The 16,559-nt window shown below is 66.9% G+C and carries 11 protein-coding genes; 5 read left to right on the top strand and 6 right to left on the bottom strand.

From position 1 onward, the window contains the following. Positions 1 to 249: 249 nt before the first annotated feature. Positions 250 to 1,875, bottom strand: coding sequence for a methyl-accepting chemotaxis protein (locus WBB14_RS05905; RefSeq protein ID WP_424238998.1), 1,626 nt, complete (start codon positions 1,873 to 1,875; stop codon positions 250 to 252). A 208-nt stretch (positions 1,876 to 2,083) separates the two neighbouring features. Further along, positions 2,084 to 6,133, bottom strand: a complete 4,050-nt coding sequence (gene purL / locus WBB14_RS05900) for a phosphoribosylformylglycinamidine synthase (protein WP_424238997.1) — start codon at positions 6,131 to 6,133, stop codon at positions 2,084 to 2,086. Between the two features lie 355 nt (positions 6,134 to 6,488). Between purL and WBB14_RS05895 the strand changes: the two genes are divergently transcribed. The 3 genes from WBB14_RS05895 (at position 6,489) to WBB14_RS05885 (ending at position 9,437) form a co-directional block, all read left to right on the top strand. Then, the gene (locus WBB14_RS05895) at positions 6,489 to 7,028 is read left to right on the top strand and encodes a TRAP transporter small permease (RefSeq protein WP_424238996.1); all 540 of its coding nucleotides are present in this window, start codon (positions 6,489 to 6,491) and stop codon (positions 7,026 to 7,028) included. Next, positions 7,025 to 8,323, top strand: coding sequence for a TRAP transporter large permease (locus tag WBB14_RS05890; RefSeq protein ID WP_424238995.1), 1,299 nt, complete (start codon positions 7,025 to 7,027; stop codon positions 8,321 to 8,323). The genes WBB14_RS05895 and WBB14_RS05890 overlap by 4 nt, the downstream gene beginning before the upstream one ends. Before the next feature lie 85 nt (positions 8,324 to 8,408). Further along, the gene (locus tag WBB14_RS05885) at positions 8,409 to 9,437 is read left to right on the top strand and encodes a DctP family TRAP transporter solute-binding subunit (RefSeq protein WP_207464255.1); all 1,029 of its coding nucleotides are present in this window, start codon (positions 8,409 to 8,411) and stop codon (positions 9,435 to 9,437) included. Positions 9,438 to 9,599: 162 nt separating this feature from the next. On the opposite strand, the gene greB is transcribed toward WBB14_RS05885, so the two are convergent. The 3 genes from greB to WBB14_RS05870 all read right to left on the bottom strand — a co-directional run bounded on the left by greB (position 9,600) and on the right by WBB14_RS05870 (position 12,070). Beyond that, positions 9,600 to 10,151, bottom strand: a complete 552-nt coding sequence (gene greB, locus WBB14_RS05880; protein WP_207464256.1) for a transcription elongation factor GreB — start codon at positions 10,149 to 10,151, stop codon at positions 9,600 to 9,602. Between the two features lie 71 nt (positions 10,152 to 10,222). Next, positions 10,223 to 11,068 (bottom strand): 3',5'-nucleoside bisphosphate phosphatase, encoded by an 846-nt coding sequence (locus WBB14_RS05875; RefSeq protein WP_424238994.1) that lies wholly within the window; start codon positions 11,066 to 11,068, stop codon positions 10,223 to 10,225. A gap of 66 nt (positions 11,069 to 11,134) precedes the next feature. After that, positions 11,135 to 12,070: an alpha/beta fold hydrolase gene (locus WBB14_RS05870; RefSeq protein WP_424238993.1), complete on the bottom strand. Its 936-nt coding sequence runs from the start codon at positions 12,068 to 12,070 to the stop codon at positions 11,135 to 11,137. A gap of 297 nt (positions 12,071 to 12,367) precedes the next feature. On the opposite strand from WBB14_RS05870, the gene cfa reads away from it, so the two are divergent. Beyond that, on the top strand, positions 12,368 to 13,549 hold the full coding sequence (gene cfa / locus WBB14_RS05865) for a cyclopropane fatty acyl phospholipid synthase (RefSeq protein WP_424238992.1): 1,182 nt from the start codon (positions 12,368 to 12,370) through the stop codon (positions 13,547 to 13,549). Positions 13,550 to 13,618: 69 nt separating this feature from the next. Here cfa and WBB14_RS05860 read toward each other — a convergent pair whose 3' ends face one another. After that, positions 13,619 to 15,223 (bottom strand): GMC family oxidoreductase, encoded by a 1,605-nt coding sequence (locus WBB14_RS05860; RefSeq protein ID WP_424238991.1) that lies wholly within the window; start codon positions 15,221 to 15,223, stop codon positions 13,619 to 13,621. Between the two features lie 223 nt (positions 15,224 to 15,446). Between WBB14_RS05860 and WBB14_RS05855 the strand changes: the two genes are divergently transcribed. Continuing rightward, positions 15,447 to 16,334 carry a LysR family transcriptional regulator gene (locus WBB14_RS05855; RefSeq protein WP_424238990.1) on the top strand — a complete coding sequence of 296 codons (888 nt, stop codon included), beginning with the start codon at positions 15,447 to 15,449 and terminating at the stop codon, positions 16,332 to 16,334. Positions 16,335 to 16,559 lie beyond the last annotated feature (225 nt).

Raw genomic sequence — 16,559 nt, 5'->3', positions numbered from 1 at the left:
ATCCTGTGTGCGGAGGGGGATAGGCAATCCGCTATTTTATGCCTGCGCGGCGCGGCTGGCATCTTTTGTCCCTGATTGTTATCGGTTCCGGGAAATGGTGCCGCCATCCAGCCCTGGTTCCGCTGGCGCGGTTTCGGTATGCGCGCGGGTTCCGGCTCAAAAACGGCAAAGCCCCCAGACGCGATGCGCTGGGGGCCATGGCTGTACTACTCATGTCCGGCCATCCTGGCCGGCCGCCATGCAAGGGTTTCAGGCGCCGAGCAAGGCCGGTTCGCCGTTGCGGTCCAAAGCCGGCGCGTCGGCGTCGATCACGCGGCCGGTTTGCAGCTTGAACACCGCCACGGCTTCGCGCAGGCGCTGCGCCTGGGTTTCCAGCGAGGCCGCGGAGGCCGCGGCCTGTTCGACCAGCGCGGCGTTCTGCTGCGTCACGCTGTCCATCTGCGACACGGCCTGGTTGACCTGCTGGATGCCCTGCGACTGCTCTTCGGAAGCGCTGGAAATCTCGTTGATGATGTCCGTCACGCGGCGCACCGAGGTCACGATTTCCTGCATGGTGGCGCCGGCGGCTTCCACCTGGTCCGAACCGATGGACACCTTCTGCACCGAGTCGTCGATCAGGCCCTTGATTTCCTTGGCGGCGGCGGCGCTGCGCTGCGCCAGGGCGCGCACTTCGCTGGCGACGACCGCGAAGCCCTTGCCCTGCTCGCCCGCGCGCGCCGCTTCCACGGCCGCGTTCAGCGCCAGGATGTTGGTCTGGAAGGCGATGCCGTCGATCACGCCGACGATGTCGGCGATGCGATTGGAGCTGTCGGCAATGCCGCGCATCGTGCCGACCACGTCGCCCACCGCCCGGCCGCCGCGCGAGGCCACCTCGGACGCGGCCACGGCCAATTCCGAAGCGTTGCGCGAACTGTCCGCGTTGTTTTTCACCGTGGAAGACAGTTCGTCCATGCTGGCGGCGGTTTCCTCCAGCGAGGCGGCCTGCTGTTCGGTGCGCGAAGACAGGTCGATGTTGCCGGCGGCGATCTCGCGCGCGCCGGTGTGGATCTCTTCCACGCCCAGGCGCACCGCGGACACCGTGCGGGCCAGGCTGTCCTGCATGCGCTTGACGGCGCCGTACAGCACGCCGATCTCGTTGTTGCCGCGTTGCTCGATGCGGTTGGTCAGGTCGCCGCCGGCGATGCGGTCGAACAGGCGGCCGGCCTCATGCAGCGGACGGAACACCGAGCGGCCGAACACCGCATACAGGCCCACCACCAACGCGGCCACCACGACCAGCAGGCCGACCAGCACCGCGATCGCAGCGTTGATGCGGACGGAAGCCTCGCGCGCCACCCGCTGGCCGACCTCGTCGGCGTAGTCCAGGTACTTCTGGATGGAGGCCGTGAAAGTCAGGCCCAGCGGCGTCACTTTTTCGAGGTTGAGGCGGTTGGAGTCCTGCGCGTTGCCAGCGCGGATGGCGGCGATCATCGGCACGATCGCGTCGCGGTGATAGACGTCGTAGGCCGCCAGGGCCGCGTCCAGCAGCGGCTTGCCCTGGGCCGAGGTTTCCGGGTTCTTGCGCGCCAGATCGATCAGTTCGCCGGCCTTCTTGGTATAGCCGTCCAGGCGCTGCATGCTGGCCAGGTTGTCCAGACTCTTGCCTTCCATCAGGGCGGTCTGGGCCGACAGCAGCACCAGGCGGGCGCGCAACAGTTCAGTGCCGGCGCCGTTCACGGCATTGGCGCGGACCAGGTTGGTGTCCAGCAGCACTTCGATGGAATTGCGGTTGGACGTCAGCTGCTGGTGGACAGCAATGCCGGTTAGCAGGAAAAGCGCGAAGAAAACGGCTAAAGCGGTCGTCAAGACCGCGCGAATACTGAGATTCTTGAACATTGGGGTCACTCCGGGTTGCGTATAGCGGCTACCTATGCTTTACGACAGGTTGCAATGAAAAGTTAAACATCTCATTACGTTGCACGCCTCGGATCCAGAGCAGCCCCCGGCGGAGCATGAAAAACGCCCCGCCATCCGGACCCAAGAGGACCGAATGGCGGGGCGTGTCGCACACGCCAGGACACGGGTCCCGGCGGCAGCTACTGCCTTACTTCAACCAGACGCGCGCGTTGCGGAAGATGCGCAGCCACGGGCTGAACGTGCCGCCCGCATCCGACTGGCCCCACTTCTCGGGCGCCCACGACATCATGACGTTGCGCGTCACGCGTTCCGGGTGCGGCATCATGACCGTGAAGCGGCCGTCGGCGGTGGTGACGGACGTCAGGCCGCCGGGGCTGCCGTTCGGGTTGAACGGGTAGGCTTCGGTGGCCTGGCCACGGTTGTCGATGTAGCGCGCGCCAGCCAGCACGCGGCTGGCGTCGCCCTGCTGCGAGAAGTCGGCGTAGCCTTCGCCGTGGGCCACGGCGACCGGGATGCGCGCGCCTTCCATGCCGGCGAAGAAGATCGACGGCGACTTGGCCACTTCGACCATGGACAGGCGGGCTTCGTACTTTTCCGACTGGTTGCGGGTGAAGCGCGGCCAGAATTCGGCGCCCGGAATCATGGGCGCCAGCGCGGCCATCATCTGGCAGCCGTTGCACACGCCCAGCGCGAAGGTGTCGGGACGCGCGAAGTAGGCGGCGAACTGGTCCGACAGCTTGCTGTTGAAGCGGATGGTGCGCGCCCAGCCTTCGCCGGCGCCCAGCACGTCGCCGTAGCTGAAGCCGCCCACCGCCACCAGGCCCTGCACCTGCGCCAGGTCCACGCGGCCCGACAGCAGGTCGGTCATGTGCACGTCGATGGCTTCGAAGCCGGCGGTGTCGAAGGCCCAGCCCATTTCCACCTGGCTGTTGCAGCCCTGCTCGCGCAGGATCGCCACGCGCGGACGCTTGCCGGTGTTGATGAACGGCGCGGCCACGTCTTCCTGCGGATCGAAGTCCACGTTGGGGCTCATGCCGGGGTCCGTGGTGTCGTTCCAGACGTCGAGCTCGGCCTGGGCGCAAGCCGGGTTGTCGCGGCGCGACATGATGCGGTAGGACACTTCGCTCCAGGCGCGGCCGAGCTCGGCGCGCGGCTGGCCCCAGACCTTCTTGCCGTCGCGGTAGAACTCGACTTCGTCGGCGCCATTCAGGCCGCCGATGACGTGCGAATGCGCCGACAGGCCCGCGCCGCGCAGCACCTGCATGACGGCGTCGCGCTGGGCCGCGGGTACCTGGATGACGGCGCCGGCTTCTTCGGAGAACAGCGCCTTGAGCGTCAGTTCCTCGCGCTGCACCGCCACCTGTTCGGGGCGGATCTTGAAGTCGCCCCAATCCGCCGATTGCGGGTCGAAGGTCAGCATGTCCAGGTTGACCGAGATGCCGGTGCGGCCGGCGAAGGCCATTTCGGTCAGGGTGGCGAACAGGCCGCCGTCGGAACGGTCGTGGTAGGCCAGGATGGTGCCGGCTTCGGCCAGCGTGCGGATGGTGACGAAGAAGGCGCGCAAGTCCTGCGGCGCGTCGATGTCCGGCACGGTTTCGCCGACCTGGTTGTAGGTCTGCGCCAGGATCGAGCCGCCCATGCGATGACGGCCGCGGCCCAGGTCGATCAGGATCAGCACGCTGTCGCCGGCGTCGGTGCGCAGCTGCGGGGTCAGGCTGGCGCGCACGTCGGCCACGGGCGCGAAGGCCGTGATGACCAGCGACACCGGCGCCACCACCTGGCGCTGCTCGCCGTCCTGTTCCCAGGACGTCTTCATGGACAGGGAGTCCTTGCCCACCGGAATCGACAGGCCGGTGGCCTGGCACAGTTCGCTGACGGCGGACACGGTGTCGTACAGCGCGGCGTCTTGTCCGGCCACGCCGCAGGCGGCCATCCAGTTGGCCGACAGCTTGATGTCTTCCAGGCGCGCCACGTCGGCGGCCGCCAGGTTGGTCAGCGCTTCGGCCACGGCCATGCGGCCGGAAGCCGGTGCGTCCAGCATGGCGATCGGGGTGCGCTCGCCCATCGACATGGCTTCGCCGCGGAAGCCTTCGTAATCGGCCAGGGTCACGGCGCAGTCAGCCACCGGCATCTGCCACGGGCCGACCATCTGGTCGCGGCTGGACAGCCCGCCGACGGTGCGGTCGCCGATGGTGATGAGGAAGGACTTGTTGGCCACCGTGGGGTGGCGCAGCACGCGGTAAGCGGCTTCGGTCAGGTCGATGCCGGCCAGGTCCAGCGGCGCGGACACGCCGGGCAGGCGCGTGACGTCGCGGGTCATGCGCGGCGGCTTGCCCAGGATGACGTCGATCGGCACGTCCACGGGACGCACTTCGGCTTCGCCTTGCGGACGGACGGTGTCCAGGCCCGGCAAGCCTTCGCCGTCCACCACGCGCAGTTGGCGCTCTTCGGTGGCCACGCCCACCACCGCGTAGGGGCAGCGTTCGCGGCGGGCGATGGCGTCAAAGCGTTCCAGGTCCTTGGGCAGGATCGACAGGACGTAGCGCTCCTGGGATTCGTTGCTCCAGATTTCGGCGGGCGACAGGCCCGACTCTTCCAGCGGCACGCGCTTCAGGTCGAAGATGGCGCCGCGGCCGGCGTCGTTCACCAGTTCCGGGAAGGCGTTGGACAGGCCGCCCGCGCCCACGTCGTGGATCGCGATGATGGGATTGTTCTCGGCCTGCTGCCAGCAGCGGTCGATGACTTCCTGGGCTCGGCGCTCGATCTCGGGGTTGCCGCGCTGGACCGAATCGAAGTCCAGTTCGGCGGAGTTGCTGCCCATGCTGATGCTGGAGGCGGCGCCGCCGCCCATGCCGATGCGGAAACCCGGGCCGCCCAGCTGGATCAGCAGCGCGCCGGGAGGAATCCGGTCCTTGTGCGTCAGGCCGGCGTCGATGCTGCCCAGGCCGCCCGCGATCATGATGGGCTTGTGGTAGCCCCAGCGCGTGCCGCCGGCGGTCTGCTCGAACGAACGGAAATAACCCAGCAGGTTGGGACGGCCGAATTCGTTGTTGAACGCCGCGCCGCCGATGGGGCCGTCGATCATGATGGACAGCGGCGAGGCGATGCGCTCGGGCAGGCCGTGGTGGTCGGCTTCCCAGGGCTGCAAGGCGTCGTCGAAGCGCAGGTGCGACACGGTGAAGCCGGTCAGGCCGGCCTTGGGCTTGGAGCCGCGGCCGGTCGCGCCTTCGTCGCGGATCTCGCCGCCGTTGCCCGTAGAAGCGCCGGGGAACGGCGCGATCGCGGTCGGGTGGTTGTGGGTTTCCACCTTCATCAGCGTGTGCACGGTGGTGTCGCGGCGGACGTACTTGGCGCCTTCGACGCCCTCGCCCGTCACGCCCGGCACGCCGGCCTGGAAGCGCTGCGCGGGGCCGCCTTCCATGATGGCGGCGTTGTCCGAGTAGGCCACCACGGTGCCCGCGGGCTGCGCCTTGTGGGTGGCGCGGATCATGCCGAACAGCGTGTTGGGCTGTTCCTGGCCGTCGATCACCCATTGGGCGTTGAAGATCTTGTGGCGGCAATGTTCGCTGTTGGCCTGCGCGAACATCATCAGTTCCACGTCGGTGGGGTCGCGGCCCAGGTCGGTGAACGACTTGGCCAGGTATTCAATTTCGTCGTCCGACAGCGCCAGGCCCAGCGAGATGTTGGCTTCGGCCAGGGCTGCGGCGCCGCGAGCCTGCACGCCGACGGTGCGCATGGGCTTGCCGGCCAGCGGCTGGAACAGCGCCTGGCCGTCGAAGCTGGCGTCCACCACGGTTTCGGTCATGCGGTCGTGCAGGCAGTCGGCCGCGCGCGCCAGCATGGCATCGTCGAAGGACTTGGCGCCCAGCAGGCCGCGTTCGGGGGTGATCACGTAGCGCACGCCGCGTTCGATGCGGTGCACCGACGCCAGGCCACAGTTGTGGGCGATGTCGGTGGCCTTGCTGGCCCACGGCGAAATCGTGCCCAGGCGCGGGATCACCAGTAGCGACAGGCTCTTGGCTGGCGCGTCGCCGGTGGCGGGCGTGCCGTAGTCCAGCAGTTGGGCCAGGTGTTGCTGCTGCTCGGCCGTCAGGGCCGCGTCGGTGCTGACGAAGTGCTCGTAGCGGGCGGATATGTCGGCCACCGGCAGGCCGGCTTCCTTCAATTGCGCCAGGAGGCGATCGCGACGGAAGGAGGACAGGACGGAGGAACCAGGCAGATGCTGAACTAGGGACACGATGCGGGCGCCGTATAAAGAGAGGAGAGCAAAAAGAGATTTTACCTGTTTAGGGGGTTTTCCCGGAGCCGTTGTTCGATCATTGCCGGACAGCTCCGTTTCGGCCATTGTTACAAAAGAATTCTGAACGGTGCGGGCCACGATGACGCGCAGCAGCATTCGAAGCAACTCCCTGCCACTGTGAACCTTTTCCGATACTGGCGGCCCTTCCCTCGCCAGTTTTATGCTGCGTCGCAGCATGTTGCAGCCATCCCGCACCGCGGGAAAACACGAACTTCCGGCCCCACGGCGCGACGGTAGGATGCAGCGACCCCATAAATGAATAGCGCCTACCCGGCGCTGGCCGTTGCCTCACATGTCCCGCCCCGAAGCCCCCGCCGAGCCTGTCGAACCGATCATTCCCGCCGAAACAGATCCCGCAGTCAAAGTGCCGCTGGCCATCGAGGACTGGCTGGCCGTGATCCTGCTGGCGACCCTGGCCATCATTACCTTCCTGAATGTGCTGGTGCGCTACTTCACCGACCAGTCCTTCGCCTGGACCGAAGAAATCTCGGTGTTCCTGCTGATCGTGCTGACCATGGCCGGCGGCAGCGTGGCCTTCGTGCGCAACCACCATATCCGCATCGAGATCCTGGCGGACTCCGGCTCGCCCCGCCGCCAGCGCATCATGGCCCTGATCTCCAACGGCTGCGTGCTGGCGTTCTTCCTGCTGCTGACCGTGCTGTCGGTGAAGCTGGTGGCCGACGAATACATCTACGAAGAGACCTCGCCCGCCATCGGCGTGCCGACCTGGTGGTATTCGATCTGGCTGCCGGTCATGGCGGCGACGATTTCGCTGCGCACCGTCGGCACCCTGCGCCGCATCGCCAAGAGCGCCGGCCGGGAACAGCAATGATCGCCGCCATCCTCTTCACCGTCTTCATCGTCCTGATGCTGATCGGCGTGCCGGTCGGCGTGGCGCTGGGCCTGGGCGGGACCGTGGCCATCGTGCTTTCCAACCTGGACACGCCCTGGTATGGCCTGTTGACCGTGCCGCAGAACTTCTACGCCGGTCTGGCCAAGTACCCGCTGCTGGCCATCCCCATGTTCGTGCTGGTGGGCTCGATCTTCGACCGTTCGGGCGTGGCCAAGCGCCTGGTGGACTTCGCTATCGCCATCGTCGGGCGCGGCCCGGGCATGTTGCCGCTGGTGTCGATCGCGGTGGCCATGTTCCTGGGCGGCATCTCCGGCTCGGGTCCGGCCTGCGCCGCGGCAGTGGGCGCGGTGATGATCACGGCCATGTCGCGCGCCGGCTACCCCGGCTCGTTCTCGGCCGCGGTGGTGGCGGCCGGCGCCGCCACGGACATCCTGATCCCGCCATCGGTGGCCTTCATCATCTACTCGGTGCTGGTGCCCGGCGCCTCCGTGCCCGCGCTGTTCGCCGCCGGCATGATCCCCGGCATCCTGGCCGGCTTCGCCCTCATCGTTCCGGCGGTCTGGCTGTCGCGCAAATACAAGATGGGCGCGCTGGAAGCCCACCTGCCTCGCCCGCCGTTCTGGGCCAGCCTGCGCGAAGCCTCCTGGGGCCTGGCCGCGCCGGTGCTGATCCTGGGCGGCATGCGCATGGGCTGGTTCACGCCCACCGAAGCCGCCGTGGTCGCAGTGTTCTACGGCCTGTTCGTGGGCATGTTCATCCACCGCAGCATCAAGCTGCGCGACCTGTACACCATCCTGCGCGAAGCCGCCGAACTGTCCGCCGTCATCATGCTGGTCGTGACGCTGGCCGGCATCTTCGCCTGGGCCCTGTCGACGCTGAGCGTGATCGATCCCATCACCCATGCCATCGTCAATTCCGGCCTGGGCGAATGGGGCGTGCTGGCGCTGCTGATCCTGCTGCTGATGACCGTGGGCATGTTCCTGGACGGCATCTCCATCTTCCTGATCTTCGTGCCGCTGCTCATGCCGATTGCCAACGCCTATGGCTGGGACCCGGTATGGTTCGGCGTGATCCTGACCCTGAAGGTGGCATTGGGCCAATTCACCCCGCCGCTGGCCGTGAACCTGATGGTGTCGTGCCGCATCGCGCGCGTGCCGATGGAATCCACCGTGCGCTGGGTGGTGTGGCTGCTGGGCGCGATGTTCCTGGTGCTGGTCGCGGTGCTGGTGTTCCCGCAACTGGCGCTGTGGCTGCCGCGCAAGCTGGGTTATTGAAAGGGCCGGACGGGGCGACCCCAAGGCCGGCGGTACCGGTGTTCATGACAACAACAGACAGACTCGCAAAGAGAGGAGACGCAACATGAAATTCCGCAACCTGATCGGAGCCGCCCTGTGCGCGGCAGCCGTCGTCGGCATGGCGCCCGCGCATGCGCAGAACTACAAGCCCGAGTACAAGCTCTCCATCGTCGTCGGCACGACCTTCCCCTGGGGCCAGGGCGCCGAAATCTGGTCCAACCTGGTGCGCGAGCGCACCCAGGGCCGCATCAACATCAAGGTCTATCCCGGCACCTCGCTGGTCCAGGGCGACCAGACCCGTGAATTCACCGCCATCCGCCAGGGCGTGATCGACATGGCCGTGGGCTCGACCATCAACTGGTCGCCGCAGGTCAAGCAGCTGAACCTGTTCTCCCTGCCCTTCCTGATGCCCGACTACGCGGCCATTGATTCGCTGGTGCAAGGCGACGTGGGCAAGGAGATGTTCAAGCTCATCGAGAAAGCCGGCGTGGTGCCGCTGGCCTGGGGCGAAAATGGCTACCGCCAGCTCAGCAACTCCAAGCACGAGATCAAGAAGCCCGAAGACATGAAGGGGCTGAAGCTGCGCGTGGTGGGTTCGCCGCTGTACATCGACACCTTCACCGCGCTGGGCGCCAACCCCACGCAGATGAGCTGGGCCGACGCCCAGCCGGCGCTGGCCAGCGGCGCGGTCGACGGCCAGGAAAACCCCCTGTCGATCTACACCGGCTCCAAGCTCTACACCGTGGGCCAGAAGTACCTGACGCTGTGGAACTACGTGGCCGACCCGCTGATCTTCGTGGTCAACCGCGAAGTCTGGAATTCCTGGTCCGAGAAGGACCGCGACATCGTGCGCCAGGCCGCGCTGGACGCCGGCAAGCAGCAGATCGTGATCGCGCGCAAGGGCGTGACGCCTGAGGATCCGTCGTTGCTGAAGGAAATCGCCGGACACGGCGTGACCGTGACCTCGCTGTCGCAGGCCGACCACGAGGCCTTCGTCAAGGTCACCAAGCCCGTCTATGAAAAGTGGAAGAAGCAGATCGGCGAAGACCTGGTCAACCTGGCCGAGAAGTCGATCGCCAACCGCAAGAAGTAAACCGTAAAGAACAAGCAGCAAGCCCCAGGGGAACGGCGGCGCAAGCCGCCAACCGAGGCAGGGACGTTAGATCCCGCCCACCAACGGGCGCCGGCCACAAGCTGGCGCCCGTTTTCTTTGCGACATCAGAATGCCGTTGCTGGCGCCGGCCGGATCGGGCCGTCAGGCCGGATAGCTGACGTCCAGGATGTCCAGTTCCTCGATCCCGCCCGGCGTGCGCAGCACCACGGTATCGCCTTCCTTGGCCTTGATCAGCGCGCGCGCCACCGGCGAGATCCAGCTGATCTTGCCGGCCAGCGGCTCGGCCTCGTCGACGCCGACGATGGTCACGTTGTGTTCCTCGCCGGCCTTGTCCGAATACAGCACCGTGGCGCCGAAGAAGACCTGGTCGCGGTTGGGCTGGGCGGCCGGGTCGACCACTTCGGCGATATCCAGCCGCTTGGTCAGGAAGCGCATGCGGCGGTCGATCTCGCGCAGGCGCTTCTTGCCGTACAGGTAGTCGCCGTTCTCGGAACGGTCGCCGTTGGACGCGGCCCACGACACCACCTGCACCACCGACGGGCGCTCCACGTTCATCAGGTGCGTGAGTTCGCCGCGCAGGCGCTCGTAGCCGCCGGGCGTCATGTAGTTCTTGGTGCCGGCAGGCAGGGCCTGTGCTTGCGGCAGATCGTCGTCGTCCTCGTTGTCCGACTCTTTGACAAATGCTTTGTTCATGGCGGTTGCGCCGTTGGGGCGCGGTCACAGTCGATAGCGTACAGGGCAAGGCGGCCTGGCCGCCGCCCGCGTCAGAACCAGTCGTGCCAGACCGGCTTCAGGTCGGGCGGCAGCGCCGGCAAGCGGCCCAGGTCCACCCGGCTTTCCTTCGGACTATGGAAGTCCGAGCCGCGCGACGCCAGAAAGCCGTAGCGGCGCGCCACATCCGCATAATAGCGGGCCTCTTCCGAGGTATGGCTGCCCGTGTTGACCTCGATGCCCAGGCCGCCCAGCTGCAGGAATTCGTCGAACAGCGCGGCGAACTGCAGCGGCGTGTACTTGTAGCGGCCGGGATGCGCGATGACCGCGGTACCGCCCGCGCCGCGGATCCAGCCCACCGCCTCCGCCAGCGTGGCCCATTGCATGGGCACGTGACCGGGCCGGTCATCGCCCAGGTGTCTGGTGAACACGGCCTGCACGTCGGGGCAATAACCCGCTTCGACCAGATAGCGGGCAAAGTGCGTGCGGCTGATGAGTTCGGGGTTGCCGGCGAAAGGCAGCGCGCCTTCGTAGGCGCCGGGCATGCCCATTGCGGCGAGGCGTTCGCCGATGCGCTTGGCGCGTTCGGCGCGGCCGGAGCGGGTCTTGCGCAGGCCTTCGACCAGGGCGATGTTCTCGGGGTCGAAGCGCAGGCCCACGATATGCACCGTGACGCCCGCCCAGGTCACGGAGATCTCGACGCCGGTGGCGAAGTCCATGTCCAGGTCGCGCGCCGCGCGGGCCGCTTCAGCCAGGCCGCCCACTTCGTCGTGGTCGGTCAGGGCCCACACATCCACGCCGTTGGCATGCGCGCGCTGCGCCACGTCGCGCGGCGCAAGTGCGCCGTCCGAGACGGTGGAATGGCAATGCAAATCGATGTTCAGGGTGCGCGCGTTCATCCAGCTATTGTAGAGAAGGCCCGGCAGCGTGGATAGCGCCGAGCCGTCCCCGGTTTGCTGGCACGGTCAGGACAGCAGGAACGCCGCGACCGGATCCACCTGTTCATCCGATATCAAAGTGGGCGCGTGGCCCACGCCGCGCACCTCGTGGGCCTGCGCGCGCGGATTGCGCTTGAGCATTTCCTCGACGGTGGCGCGCGTCAGCAGATCCGATTCCGCGCCGCGCACGATCAGCACGGGGCACGGCAGGGAATCATACGAACGCCACAGGATCTGTTCGCCGGCCGCCAGTTCCTCGGGGGTCTGCGCGGCCAGGGCCTGGGACAAAGCCAGGTCGTAATGCTTGACCCATTTGTCGCCCTGCCGGGGATACAGGTAGCGCGCCAGTTCCGCCCACTGCGCATCGGTATGCGGGCCGAAGGTCGTGGAGTTGGCGCGCATGGTGGCCACGGCCTCGTCGAAGCTCGCGAATTCGCCGGGCTCGCCCACATACTGGCCAATGCGCGCCAGGGCGCCGGTTTCCAGGCGCGGCCCCACGTCGTTGAGCACCAACTTGTCCAGATGGAAGCCCTGCTCGGGCGGCAACATGCCCGCGTGCGGGCGCATGGCCAGCATGGCCCGCGCGAACACCGCCGCTCCCGACTGCGCCAGGCCGATCAGCCCGCCCATCGACGTGCCCACCCAGGCCAGGCGCGCCGGCTTCAGCCGCGCCAGCAGGGTCACCATGTCCGAGACGTATTGCGGCACGGTGTAGAACGCGGGATTGGCCAGCCAATCGGAGCGCCCGCGGCCCGCCACGTCCGGGCAGACCACCCGATAGCGTCCCGCCAGCCGCCGCGCCAGCGTATCGAAGTCGCGCCCGCTGCGGGTCAGGCCGTGCACGCAGAGCAGCACCTGGTCGTTGGCCGGGTCGCCCCATTCCCAGTAGGCCATGCGGTGCAGGCCCGCCGGGCTGGCGCAAGTGACGAAATCCAAACGGGGTTCCAGGCTGGCGTCCACCATCGATACACTCCACAAGTCGGTGCGCGCCGCGGCTGGAGGCGCGCCAGGCCGGTATCTTATAGGACGGCGAGCGGCGGCGCTGCAACACCCAGGTCGCCGGGTTCTGGACTATCAGCCCGGTCATCGCTACGATTCTTGCATCCGGATCGCCAACCCCGCCCCCCACGACATTGCGGAATTGCCATTGCCTATCGAGGCGATCCAATCATTAAATTGGAGTTGCGGACCTGTTAGGATCAGAGTCGGAAGTTTCAAGCATTGCCAGATCAGTCATCCCAAAATTGATATGGAGTCCGTATGCAGCAAAGCAGTCCTTCCTCGCCGCTGGCCACCGGCCATCAATCCGTCAGTCCCCCTCCCCCCGAACCTCCCAAAGTGCTCCAGGACGTCCTGGCCCGCGCCGACGTGCGCATCAACGGCACGCGTCCCTGGGACATCCAGGTTCATGACAAGCATATGTACGACCGCGTCTTCGCCAGCTGGTCGCTGGGGCTGGGCGAGTCCTACATGGACGGCGAGTGGGACTGCGACCAGCTCGACGAACTGTTCACCCGCCTGCTGCGCGCGGACATGGGATCGGCGGCGTTGGGCATGGCCCGCGTCAAGCTGATCGCCGAGCACCTGCGCCACAAGCTGTTCAACCTGCAATCGAAGAACCGCGCCTTCGAGGTCGGCGAACAGCATTACGACGCGGGCAACGACGTGTTCGAAGCCATGCTGGACAGCCGCATGATCTATTCCTGCGCCTACTGGGAAAACGCCCAGACGCTGGAAGAGGCGCAGCTGGCCAAGCTGGAGATGATCTGCCGCAAGCTGCAGCTGCGCGAAGGCGAGACGCTGCTGGATATCGGCTGCGGCTGGGGCGGGCTGGCGCGCTTTGCCGCCGAGCGCTATGGCGTCAAGGTCACCGGCGTGACCGTATCCAAGGAACAGCTGGCGCTGGCGCAGGAAAAGGTCAAGGGCCTGCCCGTGCAACTGCTGCTGCAAGACTACCGCGACCTCGAGGGGAGCTTCGACAAGGTGGTGTCGGTGGGCATGTTCGAGCACGTCGGTCCCAAGAACTACGACACCTACTTCAGCAACGTGCAGCGCCTGATGGCGCCCGGCGGCGTGTTCCTGCTGCACACCATCGGCATCGCGTCCACCAGCCAGAGCACCGATCCCTGGATCGACCGCTACGTCTTCCCCAACGGCAAGCTGCCGTCCGCCCGCGAGATCGCCACAGCGGTCGAAGGCCGCTTCATCATTGAAGACTGGCACAACTTCGGCGCCGACTACGACCGCACGCTGATGGCCTGGTGGGACAGGTTCGATCATGCCTGGCCCGAGTTGGAACCGCGCTACGGCAAGCGTTTCTACCGCATGTGGAAGTACTACCTGATGTGCTGCGCCGGCTTCTTCCGCTCGCGCGAGGGCCAGCTCTGGCAAGTCATGCTGACCCATCCGCAGCGGCAGGACATGTATCGCTCGCTGCGCTGAACGCGGTGACGCCATCACAAGAAAGCCGCCCACATGGGCGGCTTTTTTTCCGGGATGCAGCACGTAGATTCAACGGCCTGCGGCGTCCTCGCGAATCATGTCGGCCGCCCGCTCCGCAATCATGATGGTGGGCGAGTTGGTATTGCCGGAGGTGATCAGCGGCATCACCGAAGCATCGGCGATGCGCAAGCCCTCCAGTCCGTGGACGCGCAGCCGCGCATCCACCACCGCCCCGCCGTCCGCATCGCGCCCCATGGCGCAGGTACCCACCGGATGGAAGATGGTGGTGCCAATCTTGCCGGCCGCTTCCCGCAGTTCGGCGTCCGACTGGTACGCCGGTCCCGGCAGCCATTCCTGCGGCTGGTAACGCTGCAAGGCCGGCGCCGCCGCGATCCGCCGCACCAGGCGGATCGAATCCGCCGCCACGCGCAGGTCTTCCTCGGTGCTCAGATAGTTGGGGGAAATGGCGGGCGCCCCTTGCGGCCCCTGCGCGTGCACGCTGCCGCGCGAGGTAGGCCGCAAGTTGCACACGCTGGCCGTGAAAGCGTCAAAGCCATGCAGGGGTTCGCCAAAAGCGCCCAGCGACAGCGGCTGCACATGGAATTCCACGTTGGCGCGCGCCTGGCCCGGATCCGACTTGGCGAACGCGCCCAGCTGCGACGGCGCCATGCTCATGGGGCCGCTGCGCTTGAGCAGGTACTCCAATCCAATGCCCGCCTTGCCCAGCCAGGTGGAGGCGATGCGGTTCAGCGTCTTCACGCCCTGCACCTGGATGATGACGCGCAGCTGCAAGTGATCCTGCAGGTTCTCGCCCACGCCGGGCAGGGCGTGGCGCAGCGCGATGCCGCTTTCGCGCAGGCGCGCAGGTTCCCCGACGCCGGAGGTCTCCAGCAACACCGGCGTGTTCACTGCCCCCGCGGCCAGCACCACTTCGCGGCGCGCGCGCAAGGTGACACTCTGGCCGCCCTGCCGCAACTGCACGCCCACGCAGCGCTTGCCTTCGAACAGCAATTGCTCGGCCTGCGCGCCTGTCATCACCCGCAGGTTCGCGCGCCTGCGCACCGGACGCAGGAACGCCTTGGAGGTATTCCATCGCCAGCCGCCGCGCTGGTTCACTTCGAAGTAGCCGCAACCGAAGTTGTCGCCCCGATTGAAGTCCTGCACCCGCGGTATACCCTCCTGCTCGGCGGCGCCGGCAAAGGCTTCCAGGATGTCCCAGCGCAGGCGCTGCGATTCCACGCGCCATTCACCGCCGGCGCCGTGGAATTCGTCCGCGCCGCGGTGGTAGTCCTCGCTGCGCTTGAACACCGGCAGCACCTGGTCCCAGCCCCAGGCCGGATCGCCGGACAGTTCGGCCCAGTCCTGGTAGTCCTGGCGCTGGCCGCGCATGTAGATCATGCCGTTGATCGAAGAGCTGCCGCCCAGCACGCGGCCGCGCGGGTAGATCAACGAACGGCCGCCGAGGCCCGGTTCCGCCGCGGTGCGGTACATCCAGTCCGTCCGGGGGTTGCCGATGCAATGCAGATAGCCCACCGGGATATGGATCCAGTGGTAGTTGTCGCTGCCGCCGGCCTCCAGCAGCAGCACCTGCACAGCAGGGTCGCGGCTCAGGCGGTTGGCCAGCACGCAGCCGGCCGAACCCGCGCCGACGATGATGTAGTCGTATGTCTCCATAAGCTCTTCTTATCTATTTGCCGGACGAAACGCCCGCCGGCGACGTTGAGCCGACCCGGCTGCGACCGTTTCCGGTGCGCCGGGCATCAGCGTGACTCTCGCGCAGCCGGGCAAGACTGTCCAATGAATTGTTGAAAAACGGTTTATAAGCAACTTAAATAATGCTCAAGCCCGTTTGACTGCTTACAACCGCGCGCTCGCCACTCACTCCGGGAACCACCCCATGGACCTGAAGCACATCCGCACCTTTGCCGCCGTGGCCCGCGAGGGCAACCTGACGCGCGCGGCCGAGCATCTGCACCTGACCCAGCCCGCGCTCAGCCTGCAACTGAAGAACTTCCAGGAATCGCTCGACCTGAGCTTGTTTTCACGCACGGCGCAAGGCCTGGCGCCCAACGCCGACGGCCGCGCCCTGCTGCCTTCGGCGCAACGCATCCTGGACGCGCTCGACGACTTCCAGCGCGCCATCGGCGCCTTGCGCGACACCGTCCAGGGCGACCTGCGCATCGGCACCATCCTCGATCCCGAATTCCTGCGCCTGGGCGCCACGCTGCAATACTTGGTGGAGCACTATCCCAAGATCCGCCCCACGTTGCGCCATGGCATGTCCGGATCGGTGGCGAAACAGGTGCGCGCGGGCGAACTGGACGTGGGCTTTTCCCTCGGCCCCGTAGGGCGGGACCCGGGACCTGCCGGACTACAGGCGCTGCCGCTCGCGTCATTCACCTATTTCGTCGTGGCTCCCAAGGGCTGGGGCGCGCAGGTGGCTGGCCGCGACTGGGCCGCGATCGCCGCCCTGCCCTGGATCTGGACACCGCCGGACTCGGTCCACCACCGGCTGCTGTCGGAAAAATTCGACGCGCTGGGCATCGCGCCCAACGCCGTGGCCGAGGTGGACCAGGAAGCTTCGATGCTGGACCTGGTGCGCTCGGGCGTGGGCTTGTCGCTGGCGCGCGACTCCATCGCGCTGCGCGAGTCCCAGGCCAGCGGGCTGGTGCTGGTCAAGGGCCTGGCGATCCAGGCCGAACTCGCCTTCATCACCCAGGCCTCCCGCCGCGACGATCCGCTGGTCGCAGCGGCCTTTGCCGCCGTCCAGGCGGCGTTTGCGTAGCGGCTGGGTCGCTGCCCGCCTGATTGCGCCAAACGGGTGCAGGTTCGCACAGGAATATGCACCGCCTTGACGCATCAACACCTAGGGGCGTCCGGCGCCAGATCGCGCCGCCCGCCCCGCGCCTCCCTGTTTCCCCTGTGAATCCGCAGACGGTTCCCCCTCGCGAATGATCGTCGGCATCCCTGGCACGGACTTTGCTTGATGGTTCATGCGCGGGCCGCAAGG

The organism is Achromobacter sp. (genome assembly GCF_049647645.1).
GTDB lineage: Bacteria > Pseudomonadota > Gammaproteobacteria > Burkholderiales > Burkholderiaceae_B > Achromobacter.
The sequence above is the reverse complement of the archived record's forward strand: the minus strand, read 5'-3'. Positions and strand labels throughout refer to the sequence as shown.